Source organism: Billgrantia kenyensis (assembly GCF_013697085.1).
Lineage (GTDB): Bacteria > Pseudomonadota > Gammaproteobacteria > Pseudomonadales > Halomonadaceae > Halomonas > Halomonas kenyensis.
Map to the genome: position 1 here is coordinate 35804 of NZ_JACEFT010000026.1, position 19094 is coordinate 54897.

At 62.0% G+C, this 19094-nt stretch carries 20 protein-coding genes; all 20 read left to right on the plus strand.

Going from position 1 to position 19094, the window contains the following annotated elements; all coding sequences use genetic code 11:
• Positions 1–146: 146 nt before the first annotated feature.
• The 20 genes from H1D44_RS16700 (at position 147) to H1D44_RS16795 (ending at position 18926) form a co-directional block, all read left to right on the plus strand.
• On the plus strand, positions 147–977 hold the full coding sequence (locus H1D44_RS16700; protein WP_181516078.1) for a CoA transferase subunit A: 831 nt from the start codon (positions 147–149) through the stop codon (positions 975–977).
• A complete protein-coding gene (locus H1D44_RS16705) occupies positions 977–1765 on the plus strand; it encodes a CoA-transferase subunit beta (RefSeq protein WP_181516080.1) in 789 nt (262 codons plus the stop codon). The genes H1D44_RS16700 and H1D44_RS16705 overlap by 1 nt, the downstream gene beginning before the upstream one ends.
• Before the next feature lie 18 nt (positions 1766–1783).
• A complete protein-coding gene (pcaF, locus tag H1D44_RS16710) occupies positions 1784–2986 on the plus strand; it encodes a 3-oxoadipyl-CoA thiolase (protein ID WP_181516082.1) in 1203 nt (400 codons plus the stop codon).
• Between the two features lie 76 nt (positions 2987–3062).
• A complete protein-coding gene (locus H1D44_RS16715) occupies positions 3063–4256 on the plus strand; it encodes an alpha/beta fold hydrolase (protein ID WP_181516084.1) in 1194 nt (397 codons plus the stop codon).
• 330 nt (positions 4257–4586) lie between these two features.
• Positions 4587–4889, plus strand: coding sequence for a type II toxin-antitoxin system HigB family toxin (locus tag H1D44_RS16720; protein WP_181516086.1), 303 nt, complete (start codon positions 4587–4589; stop codon positions 4887–4889).
• A 3-nt stretch (positions 4890–4892) separates the two neighbouring features.
• Positions 4893–5264, plus strand: coding sequence for a helix-turn-helix domain-containing protein (locus tag H1D44_RS16725; protein ID WP_010627502.1), 372 nt, complete (start codon positions 4893–4895; stop codon positions 5262–5264).
• A gap of 162 nt (positions 5265–5426) precedes the next feature.
• Positions 5427–6620, plus strand: a complete 1194-nt coding sequence (locus tag H1D44_RS16730) for an MFS transporter (protein WP_181516088.1) — start codon at positions 5427–5429, stop codon at positions 6618–6620.
• A gap of 9 nt (positions 6621–6629) precedes the next feature.
• Complete coding sequence (pcaQ, locus tag H1D44_RS16735; protein WP_181516090.1) at positions 6630–7565, plus strand: pca operon transcription factor PcaQ; 936 nt, start codon at positions 6630–6632, stop codon at positions 7563–7565.
• A 132-nt stretch (positions 7566–7697) separates the two neighbouring features.
• The gene (gene pcaH / locus H1D44_RS16740) at positions 7698–8438 is read left to right on the plus strand and encodes a protocatechuate 3,4-dioxygenase subunit beta (protein ID WP_181516092.1); all 741 of its coding nucleotides are present in this window, start codon (positions 7698–7700) and stop codon (positions 8436–8438) included.
• 13 nt (positions 8439–8451) lie between these two features.
• Positions 8452–9084, plus strand: coding sequence for a protocatechuate 3,4-dioxygenase subunit alpha (gene pcaG, locus H1D44_RS16745; protein ID WP_181516094.1), 633 nt, complete (start codon positions 8452–8454; stop codon positions 9082–9084).
• A gap of 200 nt (positions 9085–9284) precedes the next feature.
• On the plus strand, positions 9285–9443 hold the full coding sequence (locus H1D44_RS16750; RefSeq protein ID WP_181516096.1) for a hypothetical protein: 159 nt from the start codon (positions 9285–9287) through the stop codon (positions 9441–9443).
• A 173-nt stretch (positions 9444–9616) separates the two neighbouring features.
• Positions 9617–10243, plus strand: a complete 627-nt coding sequence (locus H1D44_RS16755) for a glutathione S-transferase family protein (RefSeq protein WP_181516098.1) — start codon at positions 9617–9619, stop codon at positions 10241–10243.
• Positions 10244–10606: 363 nt separating this feature from the next.
• The gene (locus tag H1D44_RS16760; RefSeq protein ID WP_181516100.1) at positions 10607–11866 is read left to right on the plus strand and encodes an ATP-binding protein; all 1260 of its coding nucleotides are present in this window, start codon (positions 10607–10609) and stop codon (positions 11864–11866) included.
• 229 nt (positions 11867–12095) lie between these two features.
• Positions 12096–12989, plus strand: a complete 894-nt coding sequence (locus H1D44_RS16765) for an AbiTii domain-containing protein (protein ID WP_181516102.1) — start codon at positions 12096–12098, stop codon at positions 12987–12989.
• A gap of 46 nt (positions 12990–13035) precedes the next feature.
• Positions 13036–13278: a hypothetical protein gene (locus H1D44_RS16770; protein ID WP_181516104.1), complete on the plus strand. Its 243-nt coding sequence runs from the start codon at positions 13036–13038 to the stop codon at positions 13276–13278.
• 1075 nt (positions 13279–14353) lie between these two features.
• The gene (locus tag H1D44_RS16775; RefSeq protein WP_181516106.1) at positions 14354–15565 is read left to right on the plus strand and encodes an amino acid ABC transporter substrate-binding protein; all 1212 of its coding nucleotides are present in this window, start codon (positions 14354–14356) and stop codon (positions 15563–15565) included.
• 59 nt (positions 15566–15624) lie between these two features.
• Positions 15625–16500, plus strand: a complete 876-nt coding sequence (locus H1D44_RS16780) for a branched-chain amino acid ABC transporter permease (RefSeq protein ID WP_181516108.1) — start codon at positions 15625–15627, stop codon at positions 16498–16500.
• The gene (locus H1D44_RS16785; protein WP_181516110.1) at positions 16497–17477 is read left to right on the plus strand and encodes a branched-chain amino acid ABC transporter permease; all 981 of its coding nucleotides are present in this window, start codon (positions 16497–16499) and stop codon (positions 17475–17477) included. The genes H1D44_RS16780 and H1D44_RS16785 overlap by 4 nt, the downstream gene beginning before the upstream one ends.
• Entirely contained in the window at positions 17474–18214 is a 741-nt protein-coding gene (locus H1D44_RS16790; RefSeq protein WP_181516112.1) for an ABC transporter ATP-binding protein, read from the plus strand. Before H1D44_RS16785 ends, H1D44_RS16790 begins: the two co-directional genes overlap by 4 nt.
• The gene (locus H1D44_RS16795; RefSeq protein WP_181516114.1) at positions 18207–18926 is read left to right on the plus strand and encodes an ABC transporter ATP-binding protein; all 720 of its coding nucleotides are present in this window, start codon (positions 18207–18209) and stop codon (positions 18924–18926) included. Before H1D44_RS16790 ends, H1D44_RS16795 begins: the two co-directional genes overlap by 8 nt.
• Positions 18927–19094: the final 168 nt, after the last annotated feature.

Genomic DNA, 19094 nt, shown 5'->3' on the forward strand with positions numbered 1-19094 from the left:
TATCGGTTAGCCGCGGGCTTGGCTGCCTGAGGTGTTGTTTCAACCACCTTGAATTTGACGGCGGGAATACTGCGGGGGTAGCTTGTTCGCATCACAAAACAAAGTTCGTTATTCGAACTTCAGCGAGAGCGCCCAGGAGACATATCATGGCCGAGTTCCTGAGCCTGCATGACGCGGTGGCCCGCTACGTCGAAGACGGTGCCACCGTGGCCATGGAGGGCTTCACCCACCTGATTCCTTTCGCCGCCGGTCACGAAGTGATCCGCCAGAAGAAGCGTGACCTGACCCTGATCCGCATGACGCCGGACCTGGTCTACGACCAGATGATCGGCGCCGGCTGTGCCAGGAAGGTGATCTTCTCCTGGGGCGGCAACCCCGGCGTGGGTTCGCTGCACCGCCTGCGCGATGCGGTCGAGAAGGGCTGGCCGCACAAGGTCGAGATCCTCGAGCACAGTCACGCCGCCATGGCCTGCGCCTTCGAGGCCGGCGCCGCCGGGCTGCCGCTGGCCGTGCTGCGCGGCTACGTGGGCAGCGAGCTGCCCAGCGTCAACGACCAGATCAAGTTCATCGAGTGCCCCTTCACCGGCGAGCGCCTGGCCGCGGTGCCCTCGGTGCGTCCGGACGTCTCCATCGTGCATGCGCAGAAGGCCGACCGCGCCGGCAACGTGCTGGTGGAGGGCATCGTCGGGGTGCAGAAAGAAGCCGTGCTGGCAGCGAAGCACAGCATCGTCACCGTCGAGGAGATCGTCGACGACCTGCGCACCCAGGCCGACTATCACCCCAACGCCTGCATCATCCCGGGCTGGGCCATCAGCGCCATCGCCGTGGCCGAGAAGGGCTCGCTGCCCTCCTATGCCCACGGCTACTACCCGCGCAACAACGCCTTCTACAAGGAGTGGGACGGCATCGCCCGCGACCGCGACACCTTCACCCGGTGGATCGAAGAGAACGTCATGAATGCAGGGGGGAACGCCTGATGAGTACCGTCGATAAGGGCCTGGACTACACCTCGTCAGAGATGATGACCGTCACTGCGGCTCGCGCCCTGGAGAACGGCATGACCTGCTTCGTCGGCATCGGCCTGCCCAGTGAGGCGGCCAACCTGGCGCGCCTGACCCATGCCCCCGATGTGGTGCTGATCTACGAATCCGGCACCCTGCAGACCAAGCCCGACGTGCTGCCGCTCTCCATCGGCGACGGCGAGCTGGCCGAGACGGCGCTCACCACCGTTGCGGTGCCGGAGATGTTTCGCTACTGGCTGCAGGGCGGCAAGATCGACGTGGGCTTCCTGGGTACCGCCCAGATCGATCGCTACTGCAACCTCAACACCACCCTGATCGGCGACTACCGCGAGCCCAAGGTGCGTCTGCCGGGCGGTGGCGGTGCGCCTGAAATCGCCACCAACGCCGGCGAGGTGTTCATCACCCTGAAGCACTCCAAGCGTGCCTTCGTCGACCGGGTCGATTTCGTCACCACCCTGGGCTTCGGCCGCGACGGCAAGGGCCGCGACGGCGTGCCCAATATCGGCAAGGGGCCGACCCGGGTCATCACCGACCTGTGCGTGATGAAGCCCGACCTCGACACCAAGGAGCTGGTGGTGGTCTCGCTGCACCCGGGCGTGAGCCGCGAGGATGTGATCGAAGCCACCGGCTGGGAGATCCGCTTCGCCGACACGCTGGAGAGCACGCCGGAGCCCTCGACCCGCGAACTCGACATCCTGCGCGAGCTCAAGGCCAGGACCGCCCGTGCCCATAGTGGCCAGTAGGCCGGACAGGAGAGAACGATGACCGACGTATTCCTTTGCCATCCGCGGCGCACCGCCATCGGCCGCTTCGGCGGCACCTTGGCCAGCGTGCGCCCCGACGACTTCGCCGCCACCATCTTCAAGGCGGTGCTGGCCGAGGCACCGGATCTCGACCCGGCCGCCATCGAAGAGGTCTTCATGGGCTGTGCCAACCAGGCCGGTGAGGACAACCGCAACGTAGCGCGCATGTCCGCCCTGCTGGCAGGCCTGCCCACCTCGGTGCCCGGCACCACCATGAACCGCCTGTGCGGCTCCGGCATGGACGCGGTGGGCACCGCCTTTCGCGCCATCAAGGCCGGCGAGATGGAGCTGGCCCTGGCCGGCGGCGTGGAGTCCATGTCTCGCGCGCCCTACGTGCTGGGCAAGGCCGACGGCGCCTTCTCCCGCGGTCAGAAGATCGAGGACACCACCATCGGCTGGCGCTTCGTCAATCCGCTGATGAAGAAAGCCTACGGCATCGACTCCATGCCGGAGACCGCCGAGAACGTGGCCGAGCAGTTCGACATCTCCCGCGAGGATCAGGACGCCTTCGCCCTGTGCTCCCAGCAGAAGGCCGCCGCCGCGCAGAAGGCGGGCCGCTTCGCCATCGAGATCACGCCCATCGAGATCCCCCGGCGCAAGCAGGAGCCGCTGGTGTTCGACACCGACGAGCACCCGCGCGAGACCACCCTGGAGAAGCTGGCCGGGCTGCCGACGCCGTTCCGCGAGGGCGGCAGCATCACCGCCGGTAACGCTTCCGGCGTCAACGACGGTGCTGCCGCCATGCTGGTGGCAAGCCAGGCCGCGGTGGAGCAACATGGCCTCAAGCCCATGGCCCGCATCATCGGCATGGCCACGGCCGGCGTCGAGCCGCGCATCATGGGCTACGGCCCGGTGCCGGCGGTACGCAAGCTGCTCGAGCGCACCGGCGTGACCATGGACGAGATCGACATCTTCGAGTTCAACGAGGCCTTCGCCGCCCAGGCTCTGGCCTGCACGCGGGACCTGGGGCTCGCCGACGACGACCCGCGGGTCAACCCCAACGGCGGCGCTATCGCACTCGGCCATCCGCTGGGCATGTCCGGCGCCCGCCTGCTGCTCACCGCCGCTCACGAGCTGCAGCGCACCGGCAAGCGTTATGCGCTGTGCACCATGTGCGTCGGCGTGGGGCAGGGTATCGCTACCCTGATCGAGCGCACATAAGCGAGACTGAAAGTATGACCGGGGCCGGCGGTGATGAACCGCCGGCTTTTCCCGTTGCACTGCAGGGAGAAGGAATATGGCATTTCTGAACGTCGACGGCCGCAGCGTCGCCTATCGCCTGCTCGGCCCCGAGGCGCTGCCGCTGGTAGTACTCGCGCATCCGCTGGGCATGAGCCAGGCGGTGTGGGATGAGCTGCTGCCGGCGCTGCTGCCGCGCTACCGCGTGCTGACCTGGGACCTGCCCGGCCACGGTGCCAGCCAGGCCTGGGGCGAGCGTTCGATCACTCCCGCCGATCTTGCCGCCGAGGCGCTGGCGCTGGCCGAGCATGCCGGTGCCTCGCGCTTCCACTTCGTTGGCACCTCCATCGGCGGTGTGGTCGGCCAGCAGCTGATCAGCGAGCACGCCGAGCGCCTGCTCTCGGCCACCCTGACCAATACCGGCGCGGTGATCGGCAACCAGGAGCTGTGGAGCACCCGCGCCGGGCGCATCCGTCAGGAAGGCCTGGCGGCCATGGCCGATGAGATCGTGCCGCGCTGGTTTGCGCCGGCCTGCTTCGATGCCGAGCCGGCGCTCAAGGCCGGCTGGTGCACCCAGATGGGCCGCGGCGACGACGAATCCTACGCCCAGCTGTGCGAGATGCTGGGCAGCCATGCCTTCACCGGCAAGCTAGCTGGCTCGCTTTCGCAACACCCCGGCGTCAAGGTGCAGCTGCTGGGCGGCAGCGAGGATCTTGCCACGCCGCCAGCCACGCTGGAGGCGCTGGCCGCCGAGCTCGACGGCGCCCCGCTCGAGATTCTGCAGGGTGTAGGCCACGTGCCCTCGGTAGAGTGTCCTGGCCTGTTCGCAGAGAAGCTGCTGGCCTTCCTGGCCCCGTCGCTGGGCGACGTGGGGTCCAGCGGTGTGGATTACGCCACCGGCCTTGCCACCCGCAAGCAGGTGCTCGGCGAGGAGCACGTCGCCCGCGCCAGCCGGAACGCCAACAGCCTCGACGCCCCCTTCCAGCAGATGATCACCCGGCTGGCCTGGGGCGAGCTGTGGAGCAATGACGACCTCACCCGCCGCGAACGCAGCCTGATCACCACCGGCATCCTCGCCGCCCTGGGCCGCGAGGAGCTGGTACTGCACCTCAAGACCGCCAAGCGCATCGGCCTCTCCGAAGCGGAGCTGCGCCAGGTACTGATGCACGTGGCCATCTACGCCGGGGTACCGGCGGCGAACCATGCGTTTGCCTTGGCGAAAGAGCTGGGCTGGGGCGAGGAGCTGGACTGACTTGGGGCAGGGCAGGAAGTCGTCCGAGCCTTCCTGCCCGGTTCACGTTCTTGTGACGAGAAATAAAAAACCCGCGCAACTTGAGCGTGAGGACCGAAGTCCACATAGGCTTGGCGGGTGTATTGAGGCCAATTCTAGGCGTACCGATATTCGGGATGCAAGGTTTCTACGGCTGCCTTTGTCTGGCGTCTTCCATGCGTTGGCTCATCTCGTGAGCTTCGTATAACCGGGGCTGGGTAAGTGGCATCACCATGATTTGGTAGAGTGGTGGGGCAGCGTAGGGAACCACTCGCCTTGCGCATGGTCCCATATTGGGACATCATTGGCGTTATGAGGATCATCGCCATCAAGTATCTGCGTGACTTTTGGCGGCAACACCCCGATGCCAAGGCGTCACTGGAAGCCTGGATCGATGAGGTGAAGCATGCCGACTGGAAAGATGCGCATGACATCAAGGCTAAATACCGCAGCGCCAGTCCTGTGGGCAACAAGCGTGTGGTGTTCAATATCAAGGGTAACGACTATCGACTGATCGTCGCTGTTGCCTACCGATTTGGCGCGGTCTACATCAAGTTCATCGGCACGCACGCGGAATATGACAAAGTCGATGCCGAAACCGTAGAGATGGAGTAACCCATGGATATTCGCCCCATTCGTACCGAGGACGATTATCAGGCCGCCCTGCGGGAAGTTTCTGGCTATTTCGATAATGAGCCGGAGCCCGGCACCGAGGAGGGCGACCGCTTCGAGATCCTCCTGACGCTGATCGAGGCCTTTGAAGCCAAGCACTTCCCCGTGGACCTGCCGGATCCCATTGAGGCCATCAAGTTTCGCATGGAACAGCAGGGGCTCACGCCCAAGGATCTCGAGCCCGCTCTTGGTCGTCGTAATCGCGTCTATGAGATCCTGAATGGCAAGCGGAACCTGACCCTCGCCATGGTCTGGAAACTACACGACATGTTCGGCATTCCTGCCGAGAGCCTGATCAAGCCACCTCACCATGCCTGATACTCCTGATACTTACTTGGGTATCGGCCACCTTTCGGCGTAGAGAGCAGCCCTAGACTTTCGTTAGAGTGCTAATAAGCTGTGCCGCATGGCATGATCCGAACCGGCCTTTGGCCGGTTTCGGCTTTATGGGCGTAGCAGAAGGGATCAGGAGAGCAGGGCATGACTCAGGACACCACCACACCGCCGCCGAGCGAGCTGCGTCAGGCCCTGCTGGCCTACGGCCTGCTGTGGTGTCTGGGGCTCTATCTGCGCCTCACGGTGCTGGTGGTGCCGCCGCTGATTCCCCAGCTCAAGGCGGTGCTGGGCTTTACCAGCAGCGAGGTGGCGATCGCCACCAGCCTGCCGCTGGTCACCCTGGCCTTCGGTGCCCTGCTGGCCGGCTGGCTGCTGGCGCGGGTCGGTACGCTGCCCAGCATGCTGCTGGGGCTCGCCGTCATGGCATTGGGCAGTGCGCTGCGCAGCCTGCCCGAGGGCTTTACCGCCTTCATGCTGGCCACCGTGCTGATGGGGGTGGGTATCGCCTTCATGCAGACGGCGATGCCGGTTCTCGCCAAGCTGTGGGCGCCCGGTCGCATCGGCCGCGCCTCGGCGGTATACACCAACGGCCTGCTGGTGGGCGAGCTGCTGGCGGCGGGTGCCACCGGCCCCCTGGCCGTGGCCTGGCTCGGCGCTCACTGGCAGTGGGCCTTCTCCCTATGGGTGGTGCCAGTGCCGCTGCTGATGCTGGGATTGATCGTCGGCTGCCGGCAGCTTCCGGCCATGGCGAACGGCTCCCGCAGCGCCAGCCTGACCCTGCCCAACGTGCGCGACGGCCGCACGTGGCGCCTGGTGGCCCTGCTCGGTGCGGCGGCGGCGCTCTACTTCACCGGCAACGTCTTCCTGCCGCCGCTGCTCGAGACGAGTGCCCGCCTCGACCTGCTGGCGCCCAGCCTCACGGCGCTCAACGGCGCCCAGATGGTCTCCTCGGCGCTGCTGATCTTCTACGCCGACCGGCTGATGGGGCGGCCCCGGCCGCTGATCGGCATCACCGCCCTGGCGCTGCTGGCCCTGCCGCTGATGCTGTGGCTGCCGGGTAGCCACGTGGTGTGGGCGGCGGGCGTGTTCGGCTTCTTCACCAGTGCGCTGTTCATCTTCGTGCTGGCGCTGCCGGCCTGGCTGGTGCGCCTCGAGGCGTTGCCGCGGCTGATGGCCGGCATGCTGTTCTTCGGGTACCTTCTGGTATTCGGCATCACCGTGGTCGGCGGCTGGCTCAACGATCTCTCTGGAATCGTGGCGCTGGCCTTTCTGCCAACCCTGCTGATATGCCTGGTTGCCATGGCCGTCACCCCACGGCTGCTCGCCTCACGCCAGTAGGAAAACCCCATGCTCAACGCCCGTATCAAGCTGCGCCATCTGCAGGCCTTCCTCGAGGTGGCCCGCCAGCGCAGCTTCGCCCGGGCCGCCGAGCGGCTGGCGATCACCCAGCCGGGCATTTCCAAGACCATTCGCGAGCTTGAAGAGAGCCTCGGCGCGGCGCTGTTCGAACGCACGCCCCAGGGCGTGGCGCTGACCCAGGCAGGCCTGACCCTGCTGCGTCATGCCGGGCCGGCCATGCGCGCGCTGGAAGAGGGCGTGGCGGCGGTCGGCGACGTGCACCTCGGCGTCCACGACCTGCGCGTGGGGGCACTCTCCACGGTGGAAAGCCGGCTGCTGCCCGAGGCCATCCGACGCTGGCACGCCGCACCCGGCGGGCAGAACGCGGTGGGCGTCAACGTGGTGACCGGTTCCAGCGCCTTCCTGCTCTCGCGGCTGCGCCGCGGCGAGCTGGACTTGGTCGTGGGGCGCATGACCGAGGCCCGCGAAATCCGCGACCTGACCTTCGAGCACCTCTACTACGAGCCGCTGTTGCTGTGCGTGCGCCGCGACCATCCACTGGCCGGCATTACACCGCTCGCCGCCGAACGGCTGGGCGAATTCCCCTGGGTGCTGCCGCCCCTGCAGACCACCCTGCGCCAGCAGGTCGACAGCTTCTGCGTGCGCCACTCGCTGACGCTGATGAGCCAGCGGCTGGAGACGCTCTCGCTGCCCATCAGTCGTCACTACACCCTGGAGAGCGACGCCATCTGGGTCGTGCCTGAAGAGGCCGTGGCCGAAGATCTGGAGACGGGGCGGCTGTGTTGCCTCGGCATCGAACTGGAACCCCGCGGCGGCTCCGTCGGGCTGTGCTACAACGCCAGCATGCAGCCCTCGCTGGCGTTGGAAGCCTTCTGCGAAGTGCTGCGCGAAGTGAGCGCCGAGCGTGGCGCCGGGAGCAGCTGAAGGCCGCCTCCATAACGGCGATGCAGCATAACCCAGTGGTTATGATGGGTGCCCGAGTCGTCAATTGGCGGGCCTTTGACGAGAGGTCACACTGGGCGGGACAAGACCACTCTCCCCAAGAGACGACACGCCATGCAAGATCACAACAAGCGCTTCGTGGAGCGCGACCGTAACTGGCATCCCCCGGCCTACGCCCCCGGCTACAAGACCAGCGTGCCCCGCTCGCCGCAGCAGGCCCTGGCCAGCATGCAGCAAGCCACCGCTTCCGAACTCACCGGCCCCGACTTCCGCCACCTGCGCATGGGCCCCCACGACAACGACCTGTTGCTCAACTTCCGTGAAGACCCCTCGCTGGCAGGCGCGGCGGGCCTGCCGGTGGGCGAGCGCATCATCATGTTCGGCCGCGTGGTCGACCAGTTCGGCAAGCCGGTGCCGCACACCCTGGTAGAGATGTGGCAGGCCAACGCCGGCGGGCGCTACCGCCACAAGAACGACCGCTACCTCGCCCCGCTCGACCCCGGCTTCGGTGGCGTGGGCCGTACCCTGACCGACGAGCAGGGCTGGTACCGCTTCCGCACCATCAAGCCCGGCCCGTACCCCTGGCCCAACGACCCCAACAGCTGGCGCCCCTCGCATATTCACGTCTCGGTGATGGGCCCCTCGATCTCCACCCGCCTGATCACCCAGATGTACTTCGAGGGCGATCCGCTGATTCCGCTGTGCCCCATCGTCCACACCATCAAGGATCCGGCCGCGGTCGAGACCATGATCGGACGCCTCGACATGGCACGCAGCAAACCCATGGACTGCCTGGCCTACCGCTTCGACCTGGTGGTACGCGGCGAGCTGCAGACTTTCTTCGAAAATCAGTAAGGAGGGAACAGAGATGAAACAGCCAAACAGCGTTCCCACCAGCGAGCTGATGCTGCGCGAGACCGCCTCCCAGACCGCCGGGCCCTACGTGCACATCGGCCTGGCCCTGGCCGCCGCGGGCAACCCGACCCGCGACGAAGAGATCTGGAACGAGATGGCCAAGCCCGAGGCCGAGGGTGAGCTGATCGAAGTCGTCGGCACCGTGATCGACGGCAACGGCGACCTGGTGCGCGACGCCTTCCTCGAGGCCTGGCAGGCCGACGCCAACGGCGTCTACCAGCCCGAGTTCGACCTCAAGAAGCCGTTCAACAGCTTCGGCCGCACCGCCACCACCTTCGATCACGGCAGCGAATGGTCGCTCAAGACCGTCAAGCCCGGCCCGGTGGCCCACCCCAGCGGCCAGCTCATGGCGCCGCACATCAACCTGGCGATCTTCGCCCGCGGCATCAACATCCAGCTGCAGACTCGTCTCTACTTCGAGGACGAAGCCGAGGCCAACGCCGCCTGCCCGGTGCTCTCCCGCATCGAATCACCGACCCGCCGCCAGACCCTCATCGCCAAGCGCGAAGAGGCCGACGGCAAGGTACGCTACCGCCTCGACATCAGGCTGCAGGGTGAAGGCGAGACCGTGTTCTTCGATTTCTGATCCGCCATAGCGCAGCGAATCTGCCCGACAAGGGCCGCAAGACACCGAGAGCCGGCGTATCAGCCGGCTCTCGGCTTTTTGGGCGGCGCTGCCCAGGGCAGCCGCCAGAGTGAATGCGACTAAAGGCGAATAAATTAGACTAAAGTCTAGATGGCGGGTATACTGTTAGCATCCTCATGAAGTAACCGAGATACCCAGCCATGACCACCCAGACGCTTTCCTACAGTGCAGTCGCCACCCAACCCAGCACTCCGCTGATCAAGCGCATCGGCGCTGCCGCGTACCGCCTGCTCGAGCGGATGAGTGAAGCGGCCTACCGCCAGCATGCGCCCCGTCTGCGCAATAACTACTACCTCTAACGGCCGAGGCCGTGTCAGGCCTGGCCCGGAGCGGCCGGCCGCGAGAGACATCAGAAGAGCCAGCGCATTCGCTGGCTCTTCTCGTTATGGAGTGTCGATAGCGCGCGCGCCCGTTCGATGAGTTCCGGAAACAGGCGAAACGGCAGATGCCTGCCAATCGATGGAGCCGGAACATGATGAAACTCTACGGAACGCCGCCGACCCGCGTATTGCGTGTTATCTGGTTGCTCAACGAGCTGGGCCTGGAGTATGAACAGGTCCCGGTGGATCTCCTGCAAGGAGAGCACCTCCAGCCAGACTTTCTCGCGCTCAACCCTGCCGCCAGGGTTCCGGTGCTGGTCGACGGCGACCAGATAATCACCGAATCGGCCGCCATCCAGCTCTACCTGGCCGAGAAATATCCACAGGCGGGTTTTATCCCCAGCGCTGTGGAAGAACGCGCCCAGATGTACCGCTGGATCTTCTTCCTGATGACCGAGATCGAGCCGCCGCTGTGGCGCATCGCCCGCCACACCTTCCTCTACCCGGACGAGAAGCGCCTGCCCCAGGACGTCAACCAGGCCAGGCAGGAGTGCAGGGAGATGTTGGCGGTGCTCGAACGCCACATGCAGGAGCGCGAGTACCTCATCGGCGACCGGCTCAGCGTCGCCGACTTCAACGCCGCCTACACCCTGGACTGGGCCAACGAAGAGAACTTGCTCGACGCCGCACCGCGCCTGCGGGAGTACCTGAAAACGATGTACGCCCGCCCCACGGCGCCGCCCACTATCGCCATAGCATTTGCCGCGATGGAGAGCTAGCTGACCGGCGAGATAGTGGAGCGGTTATCAGCACCGAGAGCCAGCCATTGCGCTGGCTCTCGGTTTTTTTGCGTTGCGTTGACATAGGTCTCTGGTGTGGGGCTGAGCGAGCGTCTAGGCTGGTTGTATGTGTTCTTTTGTAAGCTGAAATGGTGGGGCGCTTTGGGCTAGCACCTTGGCTTGGCAATGGAGTGGAAGGTTAATGGTAGCTAACGACCCAAAGCCGACATGTTGGAAAAGGCAGTAGGCCCTTTCATTGGTGTTGTACAGCGATAATAATTGGTTGTGCCTGCAACAATTGGAAAGCGCGCAAATGCTCATAAATTAAGCGAGCGCTAGCCAAAATTTTGATATGAGGGCGAAATGAGAATTAGAGAAATTTTTACACCAGGGCGATTTCCGGTCTGGACCTATATAGATGATCATCTGAAAGACAAGGAAGATCAGTTGAGGGACACCATTGAGGACGGCTCAATGCTGGTGTCGATATCTGGCCCCTCCAAGTCGGGAAAAACTGTCTTCGTCGAAAATGTACTAGGAAAGGAGAATTTGATTCAAGTAACCGGGGCAGGCGTGAAAACCCCCTCCGATTTGTGGCTGCGAGTTTTCGACATTATAGGAACTCCCATTGAAAAGAGCTCCAATACTAGCTCTACGAAGTCGGGAGCAATCGGTGGTAAGGCTGGCGGTGAAGGGGGGGTTCTCGTAGCGAAAGCGAAGGGAGAGGTATCTGCATCTGCAAGCTATGGTACCAGCCAAGCTGAGTCGGAAACAGCTGCTGTTGATTTCTTACAATTGTTAATTCGAGAGTTAGCGGGCACAGATTTCGTAGTGTTTATTGACGACTTTCACTATATAGAGCAGTCAACCCAATCTGACCTGGCTGAACAAATAAAAGAAGCGATTAGGCAAGGTGTAAAGTTTATTTGCGCTTCTGTGCCATACCATTCTGACGATGTTATTCGCAGCAATCCTGACTTGCGGGGCCGCTTTTTTTCAATAGATTTTGATTATTGGAATAGTGACTTCCTTAAGAGAATAGCTTACAAGGGGTTCGATAAAGCTAATATCGTGTATAGGAATGGCCTTGTCGATCATCTTGCCGAAGAAGCGGCAGGCTCGCCCCAGCTAATGCAATACCTATGCTTAAATGCCTGTCTTGAAAAAGGGATAAGAGATGTCCCAGATAGTCCGGCTGATTTAACATACGAAAAGGAGTTCTTTGAAGAAATCTGCCGTAGAACTGTAGCGTCGACAGACTACAGCTCGATAGCTACAAAAATGCTAGATGGACCTAAAACACGAGGTTCGGATAGAAAGATATATATATCAAAATTCGGATGGCAAGGAGATGTGTATCGGCTTCTCCTTAAAGCGTTATCTGTCGACCCTCCACGTTTGAATTTTAGGTATCAGCCGCTGGTCGACAGGATTAGTTCGCTATGCGAGGGCGCTTCGCCAAGTGGATCAAGTATAACTAATGCTTGTTTTCATACAGCTAATATAGCAAACGATTCCGCGAATGATAATGTGGTCGAATGGGATGGGGATAACGATGTGTTCGATATTCGGGACCCCTACCTTTTGTTTTTCCTTCGGTGGTCCGAGATTGCGGATGGCTAACTTAGGGCTGCAGATGACCGGTTCCTGCTTCGGTTCCAACACGATGATTGCGCCTAGGCGTTTAATTAGCCTTCTCTGTAGGTCAGCTCATGGCCGAACGAGGAATGTTAGTCTACGCTGATGAAGGACTTCCGACCCAAAGAAGCAGATCCGGAAAATGCAGCCAGCCCGTTCATCGGCATTATGCAGCCGGCACGATGATTGGTGTTATATGACAAGGACACATTGAATGAGCGGTCTAGTACTTGAGCTTCAACAGGATGCCCTGAATAGAAGCGTGCCAGTCTCGGATCTACTCCGGAAAGCCGTCGTAGTCTCTAGGAAACTTGGAGCTCTTGAGATTGGGGAGTGGCTCAACCATGAGTTATCTGGCTATCCACCTGACGAAGACCAGATTCCCAGTTATCGAGAGATAAAAGGTCAAATCAAAGTATTCAACCCGTATCATGGTTGGCAACCAATGCATTTCGGCGATGCCGAAATGGGGGAGAGGCTAGCGAGAAGGCGAATTGGTCAGGCTATCGGCGAACTCGTATCTATCGCTGAAAATGATCGCAATGGTAGTCTGATGGTGCCTTATTCAGAATCGGTTAAAAATGCTCTTATGGGTGCAATGGAGTTTCCGCTCGAGCCAACTTTAATGGTGTCTCGGTCACAGGTGGACGGAATTCTTGAGGGTGTTAGAAACCAAGTGCTTAATTGGGCGCTTGAGCTTGAGGAAAAAGGAATTGTTGGGGATGGTATGAGTTTCAGTACTGATGAAAAAATAAAGGCAACGAATACTACATATCAGATCACCAACAATATTGGTTCCATGCAAAATTCCATGTTTCAACAAGACTCTTCTGGAGCGTCCCAAGTTCAAGCTGGCAATTTCTCAGTTGAAGCAGTTCAAGATTTTATTCGCGCAGCTCAAAAAGCGATTCCCTATCTAGAGTTGCCGGAGGCAAAGCGCGAGGAATTTAAGGCAGAACTTGCAACACTATCCGCTCAGGTCGCATCTCCTGCCCCCAAGCTTTCAATAGTAAAGGAGTGTCTCCGCTCTAGTCGGGCGATACTTGAGGGAGCGGCAGGCGGAACAATGGCCTCAGGCTTAGTATCGATGCTTTCCGCTCTACTGTGACCGTAATATAATACGCAGTTAAACTGCAGGGAGGTCGCGCCGCAATATGAGAAGTTCTGAGTTCGAAGTTCCGGAACACCTGAAGCGCAGGATGCGAAAGACCTTTCTTGCCCAATTCGAGCCTAATACCGTCGATGTTTTCGAGCTGGAGCTCTTCGACTGGTATCTGAAGGAGACGGAAGCTGTCCTGACCAATATGTTGGCTTCTGAACAGGAGGAGGTGCGCCAGCAAATGGCGCAAGACGTCGAGAATGTGAACGACAGGGGAATCGTCGCTGCTGAATACTAAAGCGCATCCGGTACTCGCACGTGATCTACCTGACGTCCTTGCTGGAGACCTGCCTTGAGCGCGCCTGCTCGGTTCTGAGGCAAGCCATCGGCGAGGAGAACGTACCTTTCGACCTTGTGAGCTTTCAGGTGAGCAATGGTCGAAGAAGCGCAAGTTCTTGGTGCGCTACGGGCACTTAGATCTGCCGAAGGGCGTTTGGTCGGAAATCCAGGTTCTCACATCCGTGTGGAACTGTTTGGTTCATGACAGCGGCAATACCAGTGGGCTCTCTACAGGCGACCGGAATGCGATTAAAAAGCGCCCTGGGATTTCTGTGGACGGATATGAGATCCGAATTGAGGAAGCTTTCGTCCGGCACTCCTTATGATTCTGTAAGCTCCTTTGTGCGGGCGATCGAGGATGAATTGAAGGAAGTGCTCAGACGGGCGTAATACCCAAAAGAGCGTCTGTTGAGCCTCCTGCGGCCTAGCATGTCGTTCGACACGGACGTCCTATCGGCCGGCTTCGCCGGCCTACTGTCCGTCGGTCAGCTCCGACAGTTATATCAGCTTAGTCTTAATGACTGCTCTTGGCTGATTGCCGACTTTCATTCACTACCTGAAACGCTTGTGCTGGGCCGGGTGCCATCGTCCCCAATTTGCTACGCTTCCAAAGTGGCAGCGGAGGAAATCATGGCCTTCCATAATCCTGATCCAAAAATGCGTGCCATCGAGCGACGCAATGCCCGCTTGCGCGCAGCATTCTTTGCCAAGCTGTTTGGCAGTGCCAGGCGTGGATTTCGCAAGGCCCTGTCTTACCTTCGTTTTGGCGCTGCTTGCCTCGCCCCGTCCCGCCTAAGAACCGCAATAAATAGATCACTTCGATGAACGATATAAGTCTGTTAAATGACCGTCGCGGTGGTTGTAAGTCATTGTAATTTCTAAATTTTTCTGAGCGCCCTCAAGGCTACAACTTTGGCATGACTATACGTCAGCTCGCGGCAATTCTAGGCTCGATATGCAATGCGTATTTTTGTTCGTTATTCGAACTTATATGCAAAAGCCATCGAGCCACAAGAAAAAACGGAGCCGCTATCATGCCATCGACCTCACTTACCCGGGCGCTACTGGGAATCGGAGCCTGTGTCGCCCTGAGCCTTCCCGCCATGGCCGACGATCTGCCGGAGAGCATACGCATCGGCTATGCCGTCTCCGATACGGGGCCTTATGCCGGGGGTGCCGGCACCACCATCACTCCTAACTACAAGCTGTGGGTGGAGGAGGTGAACCAGGCCGGCGGTATCCGCGTGGGGGATCGCCAGCTTCCCATCGAGGTGGTGGCCTACGACGACCGCAGCAGCTCAGAGGAGGCGGTTCGCGCCGTCGAGCGGCTGATCAACCAGGATGAGGTGCACTTCGTGCTGCCGCCCTGGGGTACGGCACTCAACCTGGCGGTGGCACCGGTGCTGCATCGCGCCGGTTATCCGCACCTGGCCGTGACGGCGGTGTCCGACCGCCAGCAGGATCTGATGGACCGCTGGCCGCGTCTCTTCTTCTTCCTAAGCACCTCCAGCCACTACGCCGAGGGCATCGTGACCATGCTCGAGGAGCTGCGTGAGAGCGGCGAGATCGAAGGCCGGGTGGCCATGGTCAACGTGGCCGATCAGTTCGGCATCGAGCTGGCCAACGCGGCCCGGGCGCTGCTGCAGGAGGCCGATTTCGATGTCGTCTACAGCCAGTCGTATCCGCCGGGCACCCAGGACATGCAGGGCATCATCAACAGTGCCCGCCAGCGCGACCCCGAGGCGTTCCTGGCGTTCAGCTATCCGCCTGAAACCATCGCCATCACCGATCAGGCGCAGACCCTCGGCTTCAACCCGCCGCTGTTCTACACCGCCGTGGGCACGGCGTTCCCGCTGTTCAAGAACCGCTTCGGCGACAACGTCGAAGGGGTACTGGGCATCGGCGGCGTGGATACCGACAGCGAGGTGATGGTGGATTACATCGAACGCCATACCGAAATGACCGGACAGGCCCCCGACCTGTGGGCCAGCGCGCCAACCTACGCCAGTTTGCAGGTGCTGCAGCAGGCCATTGAGCGGGCCGGCAGCATCGACCACGAGCAGGTGGTGGCCGAGATGGAGAACGGCACCTTCGACACGGTGCTGGGTGAGATCACCCTGGAAGGGCGCGCCTACTGGGAAGGGTGGCAGGTCGGCCAGTGGCAGGACGGCGTGTTCCGCGCCATTGGCCCCAGCGACCGCGAAGGTGCGGCGGAGATCGTGCTGCCCAAGCCGGATTGGCGTTGAGCTAACCCAGCGGCAGGCGGCTCGCCTGCCGCTGCTCGTCCAGAACACAGGGGTAAACCATGGCTTTTCTCGATGCCCTGCTCAATGGCCTCACCCTGGGTGGCATGTACGCCCTGGTGGCCATGGGGCTGACGCTGCAGTACGGCGTAGCCAGAATCATGAACCTCTCCTACGGGGAGTTTTTGATCGCCGCCGCCTTCTCCGCCTACTGGCTGTTTCAGGTGCAGGCGATCAACCCGCTGCTGGCGCTGCTGCTGGTGGTGCCGGTGGCGTTCGGCGCCAACTGGCTGATCTATCAACTCATGCTGCACCCACTGGTGAGGCGCTCGCGGGATCGCGGCGAGCTTGAGGTCAACAGCATTCTGGCCACCTTCGGCCTGCTGTTCGTGATCCAGGGGCTGGTACTGCTGCTCTTCGGCAGCAATTACTTCAGCTACACCTACATCAGTAACGTGTTCATGATTGCCGGTTCACCGATTGCTGCGGATCGCCTGCTGGCGGTGGGGGTCGCGGTGGTGCTGGGCACGGCGCTATATCTGCTGCTGGTACGCACCCGCCCCGGCACGGCACTGAGGGCGGTATCCGTCGACCCCAGGGCGGCGCAGCTGGCCGGCATCGATGTGCGCGCGGCCTCGGCCATGGCGTTTGCGCTGGGCGGCGGGCTGGTGGCCGCCAGCGGCGTGCTGGTCAGCATGTTCACCACCTTCAATGCCTCGATGGGGGTCGTCTTCACCATGAAGGCGCTTATCGTGGTAATCATGGGCGGTGCCGGTCATCTGCTGGGGGCTCTGGCCGCGGGGCTGATCCTGGGCCTGGTGGAGAGCTTCGTGGCGGTCTACGTGGCGCCGGGTCTCACGCTGGCAGCTACCTTCACCCTATTTCTGCTCGTGCTGCTGATACGACCGACCGGAATGATGGGGAGGGCCGGCGCATGACCACGAACGCACGTTCGACGCTGCTCGGTGCCATCCTGCTGCTGGCCGGCGTCATCGGCTTCGCGCTGCTGCCCGGCTTCGTGGGCGGCTACGGGCTTTCCATGGCCATCAACTTCCTGATGTTCGCCATCCTGGCCACCGCCTGGGCGATGTTCTCGGGGCCGAGCGGCTATGTCTCCCTGGCCACCGTGGCCTTCTTCGGTATCGGTGCCTATACCGTGGCGGTACTCGGCGAACAGCTGCCCTGGGGCGCGGTACTGCTGCTCTCCGCGGCCATCGCTTTCCTGGTGGCGCTGCTGGTCGGGCTCTCTACGCTGCGTCTGCGCGGGGTCTATTTCGTCATCTTCAGCTTCGGGCTGGCGGAGCTGATTCGCCAGGTGGTGAACTGGTACGAGTCGACCCAGGCGGGCAGCGTAGGCCGCTACGTGTTCCTCGACATCACCCAGGAGCAGATCGTCTGGCAGCTTACGGCGGTGCTGGCTCTGCTGTTCATCGTCGGCTGGCTGATCGAGCGCTCCCGGGTCGGCTTTGCGCTGCGCATGATCGGCGATGACGAAACGGTGGCACTGCACTGTGGCGTCAACATCACCCTGATCAAGGTGCTGGTGTTCTCGCTCAGCGCCGCCTTCATGGCGCTGGTCGGGGCCATCGTGGCGCCGCGCTGGACCTATCTCGACCCGAGCATCGCCTTCAACCCCAACATTTCGTTCCAAGTGCTGATCATGGCGCTGCTGGGCGGTGCCCGACGGCTCTACGGCCCGCTGCTCGGGGTCATTCCCATGGTGCTGCTGTTCGAGTATCTCTCCTCGAGCTTCCCGCAACTGTTCAGCATTCTGCTGGGCATCACCTTCCTCGCCATCGTCTATATGGTGCCCCACGGGGTGGCGGGCCTCATCGAGGGCTATGTGCAGCGCTACCGTGAGCGTTTCCCGGGCCGGCGTGCCGGGGAAAACCTGCAGAAGGAGAGCGCACTATGACGACATCGACAGCGCTGCTCGCCGTGTCCGACGTCACGCGCCGTTTTGGTAGCCTGCGGGCGGTGGACGGTCTGAGCTTCGACGTCGCTGCGGGTGAGATCGTCGGGCTGCTGGGGCCCAACGGCTCGGGTAAGACGACCATGATGAATCTGGTATCGGGGGCGTTGAAGCCCGATGCCGGCACGATCCGACTGGCAGGCCATGACATCGCCGGGCTGCCGGCCAACCGTATCGCCTGCCATGGCATTGCACGGACCTTCCAACTGGTCAGGGTGCTGCCCTCGATGAATTGCCTGGACAACGTCAAGGCTGGCCTGGGGTTCGGCGCGCAGCCTACCTGGGGGGCAGCCGCCGACTCAAAGGCCGAGGCGCTGCTGGAGCGGGTCGGCATGGCGCACCGGCGCCTGACGCTGGGCAAGGAGCTCACCTACATGGATCAGAAGCGCCTCGAGCTGGCACGGGCGTTGGCGCTGCAGCCGCGCCTGCTGCTGCTGGATGAATGGCTGGCAGGTCTTAATCCATCCGAACTGGTCGAGGCTATCGAACTGCTGCGCAAGGTGCGCGGCGAGGGCGTCACCATGGTGATGGTCGAGCATGTGATGGATGCTATTCGCTCGCTGTGCGACCGCTGCGTGATCATGAATGCCGGGGTCAAGATCGCTGAGGGCACCCCGGCCGAGGCTCTGGCCGAGCCTGAGGTGGTGCGCGCCTACCTGGGGGACGATGCTCATGCTTGAACTACGTAATGTATCCGCTGCCTACGGGCAGCATCTGGCGCTCCAGGGCATCGATCTGCAAGTGCGGGTTGGTGAGATGGTGGTCATGTTGGGTGCCAACGGGGCCGGCAAGTCGACCCTGCTGTCGGTGATCAGCGGCCAGGTGCCGGCCCGTTCGGGCAGCGAAGTGCAGTTGGAGGGCATCGATCTGCTCGGGCTGCCGCCCCATGAGGTGGTGGAGGCCGGTATTGCCCTGGTCCCGGAAGGGCGCGGTATCTTCGGTGCCATGACGGTGCGCGAGAACCTGCTGTTGGGGGCCTATCCAAAGCGGGCGAGGGCCGCTGAGCGGCGCAGCCTGGAACGTGTGATGACGCTCTTTCCCAAGCTGGAAGAGCGCCTCGGCCAGGTGGCCGGCACCATGAGCGGCGGCGAACAGCAGATGGTGGCGATCGGTCGAGCACTGATGTCGGCGCCACGGTTGCTGCTGCTCGACGAGCCCTCGCTGGGGCTGTCGCCACTGATGGCCGGCGAACTGTTCAAGGCGCTGGAGCGAATCCGCGAGATCGAAGTGAGCGTGCTGTTTGTCGAGCAGAACGCACGCAAGAGCCTGGCCATTGCCGATCGTGGTTATCTGATCGAGAACGGTGCGGTGGTGGGCGAGGGTACGGCTGAGGGGTTGCTTGCCGACGATGCCGTGCAGCAGGCCTACCTCGGACTCGCCAAGAGCGCCTGAGCGCAAGCGATGTACCACCGGCCCGGCAGGCATGGCGCCTGCCGGGCTCTGGCGTGCTTGTAAAATGGTTGCGTACTTGCCAGCGCGCACGAAAAAGGCCCGGCGGACCTTACACCCACCGAGCCAAAGCAAGCTAGTCGGACACAGAGCACGTTACCTTCAGAAGCT